This window comes from Rhizobium sp. AAP116 (genome assembly GCF_001295785.1).
Taxonomy (GTDB): Bacteria; Pseudomonadota; Alphaproteobacteria; order Rhizobiales; family Rhizobiaceae; genus Allorhizobium.
The window spans coordinates 235252-248980 of sequence record NZ_LJIB01000011.1 but is presented as its reverse complement, the minus strand read 5'-3'; the positions used below and the strand labels follow the sequence as shown (position 1 = coordinate 248980).

Annotated in this window: 13 protein-coding genes; 6 read left to right on the top strand and 7 right to left on the bottom strand. The window is 62.0% G+C overall.

Annotated features, from left to right (window positions below; translation table 11 throughout):
- Window positions 1-10 precede the first annotated feature (10 nt).
- The 6 genes from IP85_RS09510 to IP85_RS09485 all read right to left on the bottom strand — a co-directional run bounded on the left by IP85_RS09510 (window position 11) and on the right by IP85_RS09485 (window position 6603).
- Window positions 11-1639 carry an ABC transporter ATP-binding protein gene (locus IP85_RS09510; protein ID WP_054149421.1) on the bottom strand — a complete coding sequence of 543 codons (1629 nt, stop codon included), beginning with the start codon at window positions 1637-1639 and terminating at the stop codon, window positions 11-13.
- Window positions 1636-2115: a PIN domain-containing protein gene (locus IP85_RS09505; protein WP_054149420.1), complete on the bottom strand. Its 480-nt coding sequence runs from the start codon at window positions 2113-2115 to the stop codon at window positions 1636-1638. The genes IP85_RS09510 and IP85_RS09505 overlap by 4 nt, the downstream gene beginning before the upstream one ends.
- Window positions 2115-2363: a hypothetical protein gene (locus tag IP85_RS09500; protein ID WP_054149419.1), complete on the bottom strand. Its 249-nt coding sequence runs from the start codon at window positions 2361-2363 to the stop codon at window positions 2115-2117. The genes IP85_RS09505 and IP85_RS09500 overlap by 1 nt, the downstream gene beginning before the upstream one ends.
- A 67-nt stretch (window positions 2364-2430) precedes the next feature.
- Window positions 2431-3567 (bottom strand): ABC transporter permease, encoded by a 1137-nt coding sequence (locus IP85_RS09495; RefSeq protein ID WP_054149418.1) that lies wholly within the window; start codon window positions 3565-3567, stop codon window positions 2431-2433.
- Window positions 3567-4661 carry a microcin C ABC transporter permease YejB gene (locus IP85_RS09490; protein WP_054149417.1) on the bottom strand — a complete coding sequence of 365 codons (1095 nt, stop codon included), beginning with the start codon at window positions 4659-4661 and terminating at the stop codon, window positions 3567-3569. The genes IP85_RS09495 and IP85_RS09490 overlap by 1 nt, the downstream gene beginning before the upstream one ends.
- Window positions 4662-4803: 142 nt before the next feature.
- Window positions 4804-6603: an extracellular solute-binding protein gene (locus tag IP85_RS09485; RefSeq protein ID WP_054149517.1), complete on the bottom strand. Its 1800-nt coding sequence runs from the start codon at window positions 6601-6603 to the stop codon at window positions 4804-4806.
- 268 nt (window positions 6604-6871) lie between these two features.
- Between IP85_RS09485 and mepA the strand changes: the two genes are divergently transcribed.
- From mepA to IP85_RS09455, 6 genes are all read left to right on the top strand, one after another.
- Window positions 6872-7903 carry a penicillin-insensitive murein endopeptidase gene (gene mepA, locus IP85_RS09480; protein ID WP_082347640.1) on the top strand — a complete coding sequence of 344 codons (1032 nt, stop codon included), beginning with the start codon at window positions 6872-6874 and terminating at the stop codon, window positions 7901-7903.
- Between the two features lie 88 nt (window positions 7904-7991).
- Window positions 7992-8372, top strand: a complete 381-nt coding sequence (locus IP85_RS09475; RefSeq protein ID WP_054149416.1) for a methylglyoxal synthase — start codon at window positions 7992-7994, stop codon at window positions 8370-8372.
- Window positions 8373-8399: 27 nt separating this feature from the next.
- Window positions 8400-9440 (top strand): glucokinase, encoded by a 1041-nt coding sequence (locus IP85_RS09470; RefSeq protein WP_054149415.1) that lies wholly within the window; start codon window positions 8400-8402, stop codon window positions 9438-9440.
- A gap of 95 nt (window positions 9441-9535) precedes the next feature.
- A complete protein-coding gene (locus tag IP85_RS09465) occupies window positions 9536-11335 on the top strand; it encodes an ABC transporter ATP-binding protein (protein ID WP_054149414.1) in 1800 nt (599 codons plus the stop codon).
- 6 nt (window positions 11336-11341) lie between these two features.
- The gene (gene dapB, locus IP85_RS09460; protein WP_156322807.1) at window positions 11342-12166 is read left to right on the top strand and encodes a 4-hydroxy-tetrahydrodipicolinate reductase; all 825 of its coding nucleotides are present in this window, start codon (window positions 11342-11344) and stop codon (window positions 12164-12166) included.
- 21 nt (window positions 12167-12187) lie between these two features.
- Window positions 12188-12823, top strand: coding sequence for a 2,3-bisphosphoglycerate-dependent phosphoglycerate mutase (locus IP85_RS09455; RefSeq protein WP_054149413.1), 636 nt, complete (start codon window positions 12188-12190; stop codon window positions 12821-12823).
- Window positions 12824-12893: 70 nt separating this feature from the next.
- Here the strand turns inward: IP85_RS09455 and pcaD are convergent, their stop codons facing one another.
- Window positions 12894-13688 (bottom strand): 3-oxoadipate enol-lactonase, encoded by a 795-nt coding sequence (pcaD, locus tag IP85_RS09450; protein ID WP_054149412.1) that lies wholly within the window; start codon window positions 13686-13688, stop codon window positions 12894-12896.
- Window positions 13689-13729: the final 41 nt, after the last annotated feature.

Here is a 13729-nt window from a genome sequence, read left to right as displayed (position 1 = left end):
CAGACTCACATTATTGGCGGATGCCGCCGGCTTCGACGGCTTCGAGATTGAAGGCGGCGGCCATCAGGGCGCGGGTGTAGTCGGCCTTGGGGGCGGCGAAGACCTCTGCGGCCGGACCTGTCTCCACCACCTTGCCGCCGCGCATGACGATCAGCTCATTGGCCAGCGCCTTCACGACCTTCAGGTCATGACTGATGAAGAGATAGGCGAGGTCGTGTTTGGCCTGAAGATCACGAAGGAGATCGACCACCTGGGCCTGGACGGTCATGTCGAGGGCGGAGGTGGGTTCATCGAGCATGACGAAACGGGGTTTCAGCACCATGGCGCGGGCGATCGCGATGCGTTGGCGTTGGCCGCCGGAGAATTCATGTGGGTAGCGCCAGCGGGTGGCGGGGTCGAGGCCGACTTCCTCCAGCGCCCATGCAACGCGGCTGTCGCGCTCTTCTGCCGTCAGCTGCCTTTCGTGAACCTTCAGACCTTCCGCGATGATCTCGCCGACGGACATGCGCGGGCTGAGCGAACCGAAGGGGTCCTGAAAGACGATCTGCAGGCGATCGCGCAGCGGCCGCATCTCGCTGTAGGAGAAGGCATCGATGTCCTTGCCGATGAAGCTGATGCGCCCCTTCGAGGAGATGAGGCGTGAAAGGGCAAGACCGAGCGTCGTCTTGCCGGAGCCGGATTCGCCGACCACGCCGAGCGTCTGGCCGGCGCGGAGCGTGAGATCCACGCCATCGACGGCCTTCACGTGATCGACTGTGCGGCGCAGGAAGCCGGCCTTGATCGGGAACCAGACACGGATGTCTTCGCCCTGCATGACAACAGGCTTTGTCTCGTCCAGGACCGGCGGTTCGCCGCGCGGCTCCGAGGCGAGCAGTTTCTTCGTATAGGCATGCTGGGGCCGCTCGAAGATATCCTCGACGGGACCTGCCTCGACGATCTTGCCCTTGGTCATGACGCAGACGCGATCGGCGAACTTGCGGACGATGCCGAGATCATGGGTAATGAACAGCATCGACATGCCGTGCTCGGACTTGAGGCGGCCCAAGAGTTCGAGGATCTGGGCCTGGACTGTGACGTCGAGGGCTGTGGTCGGCTCATCGGCGATGAGAAGCTTCGGCCTGTTGGCAAGTGCCATGGCGATCATCACGCGCTGGCGCTGGCCGCCCGAGAGTTCATGCGGGAAGGCGGTCAGCCGCTTCTCCGGCTCGCGGATGCCAACCTGGTGCAGAAGTTCGAGCACGCGGGCGCGGGCGGATGCGCCTTGCAATCCCTGGTGAAGTGCGAGGATTTCGCTGATCTGCCGCTCGATCGAGTGAAGCGGATTGAGCGAGGTCATCGGCTCCTGGAAGATCATGGTGATGTCGTTGCCGCGCACTGCGCGGAGCTCGGGCTCGCTGGCGGTCATCAGATCGCGTCCGTCGAACAGGATCTGACCGGATGGGTGGCTCGCTGCCGGATAGGGCAGGAGCTTCAGCACCGAGGCGGCGGAGACCGATTTGCCGGAGCCGGATTCGCCAACCAAAGCAACGATCTCGCCGCGCTGGATGTCGAACGAGACACGGTCGACCGCCAGGCTCTCGCGGCCACCCTGGTGGAAGGCGACGGAAAGATCGCGCACGGAGAGCAAGGGTTCGGTCATGCGGTGAGGCTTTCGATCAGGGAGGTTAGAGAGCGGGCGTCCAAGCGGCAAACTTCAAACAAGTCAGGCTCTTTTGAGGACGAATTTGTCACAGAGTTGGAGATGCCTTGATCATCGGTCAAGAAATGCGTGGTGGCGACAGCGAGAGCTGATGCGACATGGATGGCATCTGGCAGTTTCAGGCTGTTCCGGCGCGCCCGCAATTGTGCGGCGGTATCCAGAATGCTGCTCGCTACGGGAACGATCTGCAGACCCGAGCCCCAAGCCCTGTAGACTTCAACGAGCCTCATATCGCCATCGCGCAATGGCTTCACCAGCAGTTCCGAGATGGTCAACGCACTCGTAGACAAGATCGTGCTCGGTCGAGATGATGCCTTGCTGGTCAAGTTTCGCATCAAGTCACGTAGAGGGCCATCACCCTCAACGAGCAAGATCGCAGCATTCGTGTCGAGGTGGATTTGGTGCCGTTGCGGCATCAGTCGTCCCATTCGTCGCGAAGTTCCCGAATACGCGCCACAGCTTCAGCGGCCGTAACGCGGCGGTCGTCCTGGCGACGGTAGGCCTCTACTTTTTTCATGAACTCTTCAAAGCTCGTTTTGGCCGGGCTCGGGGCGTTGCCTTGCATCTCCAGCACGACGCGCACTGTGCCGCCCGCTTCCAACCCCTCCCTCAGGTCGGCAGGCAGATTCTCAACCGGATAATGCTCTCTGACGATCTTGTTCATCGCATCACGCTCCTGATCAGGCCTGCGCCCATCATGCCACAGATGCTGTCTTTTGACGAACCCGCGCTCATCGGAAGGTTTTCCTGGGATCAAACGCATCGCGGACGGCTTCGCCGACGAAAATCAGGAGCGAGAGCATGATCGACATGGTGAAGAAGGCGGTGAGGCCGAGCCAGGGGGCCTGGAGGTTGCGTTTGCCTTGCGCGATCAGTTCACCGAGCGATGGCGAGCCGGGCGGCATGCCGAAGCCGAGGAAGTCGAGCGAGGTGAGCGTGGTGATCGAACCCGAAAGGATGAAAGGCAGGAAGGTGAGCGTTGCGACCATGGCGTTCGGCAGGAGATGGCGGAACATGATCGTCCAATTGCCAACGCCGAGCGCCCGGGCCGCATTCACATACTCGAAATTTCGCGCGCGCAGGAATTCGGCGCGCACGATGCCGACGAAGCCGACCCAGGAGAAAAGCAGCATGATGCCGAGCAGGACGAAGAAGCCGGGCGGCAGGATGGCCGCGATGATCAGCAGGATGTAGAGAACCGGCATGGACGACCAGATCTCGATGAAGCGCTGCATCAGGAGATCGGTCCAGCCGCCGAAATAGCCCTGCACGGCACCAGCCGTGACGCCGATCGCAGCGGAGGCAAGCGTAAGCACTAGGCCAAAGAGGATCGAGATGCGGAAGCCGTAGATCATGCGCGCCATGACGTCGCGGGCCTGATCATCCGTGCCGAGCCAGTTCATGTTGCCGAGCACGCAGTTCGGATCCTCGGCCTTCAGCGGATAGGCGGCGCAGCGGGTCTCCTTGTCCATCAGCCAGAAGGGCGCTGTTGGTGCCGAATGCGGGACCTCGGAATTGACCGTGCGGTAGGAATAGCGGATCGGCGGCCAGACCATCCAGCCATTGGCGTTGATCTCGTCGGATATGAAGGGCGAGCGATAATCGGTGACGGCAAGGAAGCCGCCGAACTTCTCTTCCGGGTAGTCGACGATGACGGGGAAGAGGATTTCGCCCTTGTAGGAGGCGATAACAGGTTTGTCGTTGGCGATGAACTCGGCAAACAGGCTGAGCACGAACAGAACCATGAAGATCCAGAAGGACCAGAAGCCACGGCGGTTCGCCTTGAAGTTCTCGAGCCTTCGGCGGTTCGTTGGATTCAGCCAGCCCTTCTTCGGCGGGGCAATGATGGTGGTTTCGACGGCGGACATCAGACATCCCTCCGGTCGAAATCGATGCGCGGATCGATCCAGGTGTAGATCAGGTCGGAAATCAGGCCTATCACGAGGCCCATCAACGAGAAGATGTAGAGCGTGGCAAAGACGATCGGATAGTCGCGGTTGACGATCGCGAGATAGCCGAGGCGGCCGAGGCCATCGAGCGAGAAGATGTTTTCGATCAGCAGCGAGCCGGTGAAGAAGGCGGAGATGAAGGCACCCGGCAGGCCGGCGATGACGATCAGCATGGCGTTGCGAAAGACATGGCCATAGAGCACCTGGCGCTCGCCAAGGCCCTTTGCCCGGGCCGTGACGACATATTGCTTCTTGATCTCGTCGATGAAGGAGTTCTTCGTCAGCAGCGTGGTCGTAGCAAAGGCCGAGAGCAGGAGTGCTGTGAGCGGCAGAGCGAGATGCCAGAAGTAGTCGAGGATCTTCTGCCACCAGGAGAGTTGGTCGAAATTGTCGGAGGTGAGGCCGCGGAGCGGGAACCAGTCGAAGAAGGATCCGCCGGCGAAAAGCACGATCAGAAGGATGCCGAAGAGGAAGCCGGGAACGGCGTAGCCGACGACGATGATGCCTGATGTCCAGACATCGAAGCGGGAGCCGTCGGCGACCGCCTTGCGGATGCCGAGCGGGATCGAAATCGCGTAGGAGATCAGGAGCACCCAGAGGCCAAGCGAAATGGACACCGGCAGCTTTTCGATGATCAGGTCAATAACCGAGGTGTTGCGGAAGAAGCTCTCGCCGAAATCGAAGCGGATATAGTTCCACATCATCTCGAGAAAACGCTCGAGCGGCGGCTTGTCGAAACCGAATTGCTTTTCGAGCTTGGCGATCAGTTCCGGATCGAGGCCCTGGGCGCCGCGATAGCGGGAGCCCCCCTCCTCTGCACCGGCGGACTGGCCCAGCATGTCCCCACCGCCTGACAGGCGCGCATCCGCGCCATCAGCCTGGCCGCTGAGCTGTGCAATGACCTGCTCGACGGGGCCGCCAGGGGCGAACTGGATAACGATGAAGGAGATGCCCATGATACCGATCATTGTGGGTATCATCAGCAGCAGACGCCGGAGAATATAAGCGGTCATGCGCGGCGCCCCCGTTCAGGATCACATCTGCCCACGATGTCCAGGCTCGTTTGGTCAGACAATATCAGCCGCTCCGTTTTCCAGCGATTCGTTCCCTCCATTCCTAGAGTCTCACACAAGAGGCGCAAGCCCCGAGCCGGAATCACGGAGCCTTGGCCCACCAGATAGAGGGGAAGCCGGTGCTGTAAGTCGGGAGCTCGGCGGGGTGCTCGAACTTGTCCCAGAAGGCGTAGCGTGCCGTACCGCCGTAATAGAGCGGAATGACGTAGTCATGGGCTAGCAGAACACGGTCCATGGCCTTGGTTGCGGCGACCTGCTCCGCGCGGTCGGCCGGGAAGATGATCTTCTCGATCAGGGCGTCCACAGCCGGATCGGCAATGCCGGCATAATTCTGCGAGCCTTCACGATTGACGGATGTCGACCCCCAGTAGTCGCGCTGCTCGTTGCCGGGGTTGAGCGTCTGAGCCCATACGGTCCAGGTCATGTCGTAATCGAAGCTTCGAGTTCGATTGGTATATTGCGAGGGATCGACCGTGCGGACCGACATTTCCACCCCAATCTTGCGCAATTGCTGTTGGTAGGGGACCGCGACCACCTCAAGCTGGGGGCTGGACAACAGGAGCTCGAAGCGGAAGGGCTGGCCGGTCTGCGCGTTGACCATGGCATTGCCACGAAGTTCATAGCCTGCCTGTTTGAAGAGCTCGACGGCCTTGCGCAAATTGTCGCGAGACGCCTGCGGTGAACCGCCGACGGGGTTCGTGTAGGGCGTATCGAAGACCGAAGCGGGAACCTTCTCCTTAAGAGCGGTCAGCAGTTCGAGTTCCTGGCCTTGAGGCAGCCCGCTGGAAGCAAGTTCGGTTCCGTTGAAAAAGCTGCTGACGCGGAAATAGGCATTGTAAAAGACGGTGCGGTTCAATTCCTCGAAGTCGAGCGCGTAGTTGAGCGCCTTGCGGACCCGCTGGTCCTTGAACATCTCGCGCCGCATGTTCGGCACCAGCGCCTGCATCACGCCCGTCGCACGGAAGGGATTTTCATATTCCTCCTTCTTGACGCGGCCATCCTGTGCGGCCGGAAAATCGAAGCCAGTCGCCCAGCGCGCGGCCCGCGTCTCCTGCCAGAAGTCTGTGTTGCCGGAACGGAAGGCCTCGAACTCGACGTCTCGATCGCCGAACATCGTGTAGGTGATGTTCTTGAAGTTGTTGTAGCCCAGATTGACGTTGAGATCCTTGCCCCAGTAGTCGTCCCGCAATTCGTAGCGGATGGTCGAGCCAGCCGTGAACTCGGCGATCTTGTAGGGCCCCGACCCCATCACCGGCTCCAGCGTGGTCCGTCCAATATCCCGAGACTGTCCATCAGCCCCGCTTGCCTCCCACCAGTGCTTCGGGACAACCGGGAACTGGCCAAGGATCATCGGCAGTTCCCGGTTGTTCTTCTGGTCGAAGCGGAATGTGACGTCACGATCGCCCGTCTTCTCAGCTGCAACCACATGGCTGTAATAGCTCATGTAGAGCGGGTTCAATTCCTTGAGCTTCTCAAAGCTGAAAATGACGTCTTCCGGCTTGACGGGCTCACCGTCAGCGAAGCGGGCCTCGGCGCGGAGACGGAAGGTTGCGCTCGATATGTCTTTGGGGAATGAGACGCCTTCTGCGAGCAACCCGTAGCCGGTGGAAATCTCGTCACTCGTGTCTTTCAGAAGCGTATCGAAGACGTTGATCAGGCCGGGTGCTGCTTCGCCCCTGTCGAGCACCGGGTTGAAGCTGTCGAAGGTTCCGGTCGACGACATGCGCAAGGTGCCGCCCTTCGGCGCTTGCGGATTGACGTAATCGAAATGGGCAAAGCCGGGCGCATATTTGAGCTCGCCCAGAAGCGAGACGCCATGGCGGAACGGCTCTGCGTTTTCCTGCGCCATCGCATGAGACGGCGCAAACGCCAAGACTGCCATAAAGCCCCAGATTGCGAAGCTCGACTTGTTGCGATCCATCCGCCTATTTCCCCGTATCTGCTTTTGTTGCGAAGCAGGATAGGGCAAAACCAGGCAAAAAACAGGGGACTGACAGAGATGTGAGCGCCGGGCCTTCCGCAGATTCACCCCAATTCCGTTTCAGGCTAGAGTGACCTGTGATTCACCCGGCCATCCGGCGGGGAGCGAATCCGGACCGACCGGGGACATGCACACGATGAACAAAACCAGGGGCGCACGCCCGCTCGCCATGGCACTGACGTTTGCCTGCGCATTCGCGACCGTCGTCAGCGATACGGCATCCGCCGAAGGACGTCCGGCCAAGGAGCTCTTCGGCGGCATGGCGCTGCCGGCCAAGGCTGCCCCCTCCCCTTATGGCTCCTATGCCAAGGGGTGCATTGCCGGCGCCGTCGCCATTCCAACCGATGGACCAACCTGGCAGGCGATGCGCCTGTCGCGCAATCGTCGCTGGGGTCATCCCGAGATGATCACGCTCCTCGAGCGTTTCTCAAAAGATGCAGTGCAGCTCGGCTGGGGCTCGGGCATCCTGATCGGCGACATCTCGCAACCGCGCGGCGGGCCGATGCTTTCAGGCCATGCCTCGCATCAGATAGGGCTTGATGCCGATATCTGGTTCACGCCGAAGCCCGCCAATGCGCTTTCCCCGCAGCAGCGCGAGGATCTGCCGTTCACCTCCATGCTGGAGAAGGACAAGTTCCTGACCGTCGACAAGCGGCTCTGGACCAATACCCACGCACGCCTCGTCGTGCAGGCCGCGAGCTATCCGCAGGTCGAGCGCATCTTCGTCAATCCGGCGATCAAGAAGAAGCTCTGCGACACCTGGACGGGTGACCGCGCCGTTCTCGGCAAGATCCGGCCGATCTATGGCCATGACGCGCATTTTCATATCCGCATGCGCTGCCCCGATGGGGCAAGTGGCTGCAAGCCGCAGGCGGCCGTGCCGCCCGGCGACGGCTGCGACAAGTCGCTGGCCTGGTGGTTCACCAAGGAGCCTTGGGCAGCACCGAAGAAAGACCCCAACGCAAAGCCAGCGCCGAAGCCCCGAGCCATGCAGGTCGCCGATCTCCCCAAGGCCTGCGCCCTGGTTCTCGACGCGCGTGGACCGTCGAGCGAGTACGAGGTGACCTATCAGGCAGCGGGTGGGTCGATGCCCGGCAGCGCTGCGTCGGCGTTCGCGGCACCGCCGGTCGCGACGATGGCTGAGCCTTTCGAATTGCCCACCATCGTTCCGGTTCCCCCCGCTCGGCCGGCCGGTTGGTGAAGGCGAGGTTCCGCAGGGTGCTTTTCAAGTGATCCTGGCTGCGCTAGATGGGTCTATCAAATCGATTTAAATCAGCTGGGGTCCCCTTGTGAGCCGCACCCGTTGCATCGCCCTGATCGCGCATGACCAGAAGAAGGACGACATGGCGGATTTCGCCCGGCGTCACCAGGCAAAGCTCATGGGATGGCGGATCGTGGCGACCGGCACGACGGGCGGACGGATCAAGGATGCTGTACCGGAGCTCGATGTGACGCGGCTGAAAAGCGGTCCGCTCGGCGGAGACCAGCAGATCGGCGCATTGATCTCGACAGGTGAAGTGGACATGCTCGTCTTCTTCGTCGACCCCTTGACTCCCATGCCCCATGATGTGGATGTCAAAGCGCTAATGCGGCTGGCGACCGTCTATGACATTCCGATGGCGCTGAACCTCGCAACCGCCGACATCCTGATGCAGACCCTGACTGCCTGAGCAGCAGGGCCCAAGACCGGACAGACCATGGCCCAGACACATCGCAACGACACCCTCCCCTTTCCGATCCTGATCGGTGACATCGGCGGCACCAATGCGCGCTTCTGGATCCTGCTTGACGAAAGCGGCGAGAAGATCAGCTTCCCCAATGTGGTGAACAAGGATTTCGCCACAATCGACGATGCTATCCGCTCGAGTGTTCTGGAGACGACCAGCCACAAGCCTCGGTCGCTGATCCTGGCGCTGGCTGGCCCGATCAAGGGCGACGAAGTGCCGCTCACCAACTGCCCCTGGGTGGTGCGCCCCAAGGTGCTGATGGCTGATCTCGGCTTCGCCGAAGTGCTGCTGCTCAATGATTTCGAGGCTCAGGCGCTGGCTGCGGCGACCCTCGGCGTCGACGACCGGCAGCATCTCGGTTCGCTCAGCGAGGCCCCGCTCGGCTCACGCGTCGTGCTCGGCCCCGGCACAGGGCTCGGCGTTGCCGGTCTGGTCCGGGCGCGCGACATGTGGTTTCCGGTTCCAGGCGAAGGCGGGCATGTCGATGTCGGCCCGCGCACCCTCCGCGATCATCAGATCTGGCCGCATCTCACTCCTGTGCGCGACCCCAACGCATCGCTTGGCCGCATCTCGGCGGAAGAACTGCTCTCCGGGCGCGGCCTGATGAATGTCTACCGTGCGCTTTGCAAGGCGGAGGGGAACCTGACGCCGCGTTACGAGGATCCGGCACAGGTTTCGTCTGCCGGTATTGCCGGGGCAGATGCGCTGGCGGGCGAGGCGCTCAGCCTGTTTGCAACCTATCTCGGTCGGGTTGCCGGCGATCTAGCCCTGATCTTCATGGCCAAGGGCGGCGTGTTCCTCGCCGGCGGCATATCGCCGAAAATCCTGCCGGCGCTGCAGAGCGGCGAATTCCGCGCCGCCTTCGAGGACAAGGCGCCGCATCAGGCTCTGCTGCACAGCATTCCGACCTTTGTCGTGACCCATCCGCAGGCGGCCCTGCATGGCCTTGCCGCCTTTGCGACGGCACCTTCGGATTTCGGGCTTGCGACCGAGGGGCGCCACTGGCGCTGAGCGGACCTGCCCCGCTATGGTCAAAGGCGCTGCGACTGGCTATAGAGCGGCGGCGCCTGCCGAGGCGTGACAGGTAATAGGACAGGACACTCTTTTTGGACGCTCACGATAGCCAGACCCGCCAGCCAGACATGGACAGCGTCTCCGCCGTCCTGAAGCGCGTCATCGCCGAGAACGGGCGGCAGCATGTGGGCGGTTATGCCTTTGCCATCGTCTGCCTGCTCACGGTTGCCCTGACGACCGCATTTACCGCCTGGATCATGGAAGCCGTGATCAACGAGGCCTTTGCCAACCGGCGCGCCGATCTCGTCTGGATCATCTGCGGCTCGATCTTTGCGGCTTTCGTGCTTCGCGGCTTTGCCGGATACGGTCAGGCCGTGACGCTCTCCAGGATCGGCAACAACATCGTGGCGCGCTACCAGCTGCGCCTGTTTTCACATCTGATGTCGCTCTCCATCGGCTATTTCAGTGAAGCCCGGTCCGCACGGCTCGCAGCGCAGATCAACGAGAACATCAACGGGATCCGTGACGTCCTCAACATGACGATCACGTCGCTCGCCCGCGACCTCGTGACACTGATCGCGCTGCTGGGCGTGATGTTCTATCAGGACATTGTCCTGTCATTGATCGTGTTCACCGTAGCGCCGCCGCTTTTCCTCGGCCTTCGCTACATTTCCCGTCGCCTGCGCAGCGCGACGAAGGAATCGGTGATTCTGAATTCGCATGTGCTGGGGGCCATCCAGGAAGCGGTGCAGGGGATTGCGATCGTCAAGGCCTTCACGATGGAAAGCCAGCTGGAGAACAAGATCCAGTCGACGATCGATGCCGCAGAAGGACGCGCCAACAGGATTGCCCGCCTCAGCGAACGCAACGGACCGCTGACCGAAAGCCTGGCGGGCCTATCGATTGCCGGTGTCATGGCCTATGCCGCCTATCAATCGATCTATGGCGGCGTGCTGCCAGGGGCCTTCTTCTCCTTCGTCACGGCCCTGCTGCTCGCCTACGAGCCCGCCAAGCGTCTGGCGCGCCTGCAGGTGTTCATGGAACGCGCCGCCGTCAATGCGCGGATGATCTACGAGATCCTCGACACGGAGCCGAACCAGCGGGACAAGGACGGCGCCAAGCAGATTTCGGTGTCCGAGGCGAAGATCGAGTTCCGCGACGTGACCTTTGCCTATGGCTCGAACGAGCCTGTCTTGCGCAAACTCAATTTCACCGCACAGGGCGGCAAGACAACCGCGCTTGTGGGTCCGTCAGGCGCCGGCAAGTCCACGGTTATCACACTTGTTCCGCGCTTCTATGACCCGGCCGAAGGCGAAATCCTGATCGACGGGCAGAATATTGCCGACATCACGAAATCGTCGCTGCGCCGGCAGCTCGCCTATGTGTCGCAGCAACCCTACCTCTTCGAAGGCACGATTCGCGACAACATCCGCTACGGACGCCCGGAGGCGACCGATGCCGAGATCGAGGATGCGGCACGGCTTGCAAACGCCCATGACTTCATCCTCGCCCAAGCGCAGGGATACGACACACCCGTCGGCGAAAACGGCATCACGCTTTCCGGTGGCCAGCGGCAGCGGCTCTCGATCGCCCGCGCGCTGGTGCGCAACGCACCGATCCTGCTCCTCGATGAGGCAACATCCTCGCTGGACACGGAATCGGAAGCGGCCGTGCAACAGGCACTCGATGCGGCCATGGCCGGTCGCACCGTGATCGTCATCGCGCACCGCCTCTCGACTGTCGTCAATGCCGACAAGATCATTGTCATGCAGGACGGCGAGGTGGTGGAAGAAGGCACGCATGAGAGCCTTGCACAGCGACAGGGCGGTCTTTACGCTCGCCTCAACAATCTGCAGGCCGCTCCGAACGGCCAGTTCATCAGCCAGGAATAGACCCGCATGAATACGCCCATGAAGCTCGTCGTCGTCGGTGCCGCCGGTCGCATGGGCAAGACGCTGATCAAGCTGATCAGCGAGACAGAGGGCCTTGTGCTGCATGCGGCGGTCGAACGGGCCGGCTCGGCCGTGCTGGGCCAAGATGCAGGCGAACTGGCAGGCGTGCCGAAGCTCGGCGTTGCCGTGACCGACGATCCGCTGGCAGCCTTCCTGCATGCCGATGGCGTTATCGATTTCACCACGCCGGCTTCGACCGTCGAATTCGCGGCGCTGGCGGCCCAGGCGCGCATCGTGCATGTGATCGGCACCACCGGCTGCCTGCCGGAGCACGAAGAGAAGATCGATGCGGCCGCACGGCATGCGCGGGTCGTGAAGTCGGGCAATATGAGCCTCGGCGTCAATCTGCTCTCGGTTCTGATCAAGCAGGCGGCCCAGGCGCTCGACGCAGCCGGCTGGGATATTGAGGTGCTCGAGATGCACCACAAGCACAAGGTTGACGCGCCTTCCGGCACGGCGCTTTTGCTCGGCGAGGCAGCGGCCGAGGGCCGTGGCATTTCGCTTGCTGATCATTCCGTTCGGGTGCGCGACGGCCATACCGGACCGCGCGAAGAGGGTTCGATCGGCTTTGCCACGCTGCGCGGCGGCTCCGTCATCGGCGAACACTCCGTGCTGTTTGCCAGCGAAGGCGAGATGGTCACGCTGTCTCACAGTGCGACCGACCGTTCGCTGTTTGCTCGTGGTGCGCTAAAGGCCGCCATCTGGGCCCGGGACAAGAAGCCCGGCCGCTATACCATGCTCGACGTGCTCGGGCTCAACTCCACCCCCTGATCGTCAAGAGAGGAATTGTCGATGACCGGTACCCTCGTGCTCGTGCGCCATGGCCAGAGCGACTGGAACCTGAAGAACCTGTTTACCGGCTGGCGTGATCCGGACCTGACTGAACTCGGTGTGCAGGAAGCCAATGCCGGCGGCAAGGCGCTGGCCGACTACGGCATTAAGTTCGATATCGCGTTCACGTCCGTCCTGACGCGCGCGCAGAAAACCTGCGACATCATCCTCGAAAACGTCGGCCAGACCGGTCTTGAGACGATCAAGGACGAGGCGCTGAACGAGCGCGACTACGGTGATCTCTCCGGCCTCAACAAGGATGATGCGCGCGCCAAGTGGGGCGAGGAGCAGGTGCACATCTGGCGCCGTTCCTACGACATCCCGCCGCCGGGTGGCGAAAGCCTACGCGACACTGGTGCCCGCGTGTGGCCTTATTACATGACCGAAATCCTGCCGCGCGTGCTGCGGGGCGAGAAGGTGCTGGTCGCAGCCCACGGCAATTCGCTGCGCTCGCTGGTGATGGTGCTCGACAAGCTGACCAAGGAGCAGATCCTCGGCGTCAATCTCGCGACGGGCGTTCCCATGGTCTACAAGCTGAACGCGGATTCGACGGTGGCTTCCAAGGAAGTGCTGGGCGACATGTCCGCCGCGCATTGAGCGTCACCACCCTCCCCGAAATGAAAGAAGCCGCCCATGAGGCGGCTTCTCTCATTTTCAGTGACTATTCTCAGTTCGCCTGCTTGCGCATGAAGCCCTGGATCAGCTCGGCGAGCGCTTCCGGCTGCTCGACCGAGGGGATATGGGCGCAATCGTCGATCACCTCGAAACGCGCGTCAGGCACCAGCTGGGAGCCGGCCTCGACAGTGGCGGGCGGCGTCGAGCCGTCCTGGTCGCCGACGACGAAGAGCGTGGGAACCGTGATGGTCGGCAGGACGTCGGAGAAATCCGTGTCGCGCAGGGCGGCACAGGTCGAGAGATAGCCGGCCTTTGACTGGCGGGTCATCATCAGGCGGTAACCGGCCAGTTCGTCGGCACGGTCGTCATGGAAGGCCGGCGTGAACCAGCGCGCCATGGCGCTGTCGGCAGCACTTTCGATCCCGTCTTTCTCGATGCCTGCGATGCGCTCGGCCCAGATCTCGGCAGAACCGATGCGGGGGGCGGTGTCGCAGAGGATGAGCTTGCGGAACAGATCCGGCCGTTCCTGCCAGAGACCCTGGCAGACGAGACCGCCGACGGAGAGGCCACAGAAGGTGGCCTTGCGGATGCCGAGTTCGTCGCAGAGGGTCGCGAGATCCGAGACCAGATCGGCCATGCCGAAGGGCTTGTCGGCACCGCCGGACAGGCCGTGACCGCGGCTGTCGTAAAACAGGACCGAGACGTCATCGCCGAGTTCATCGAAGAGCGGCAGCCAGATGCGGAAGTCGGTGCCGAGCCCGTTGGAGAAAACGATCAGGTTCTTGGCTTTCGCCTCTCCGATCAGTTCGTAATGGACGACATTGCCGTTGATGGTGGTGAAGGCCAAGGTTCATACTCCTGTGGGTCGAAACGACCCCTTGTTTCAAT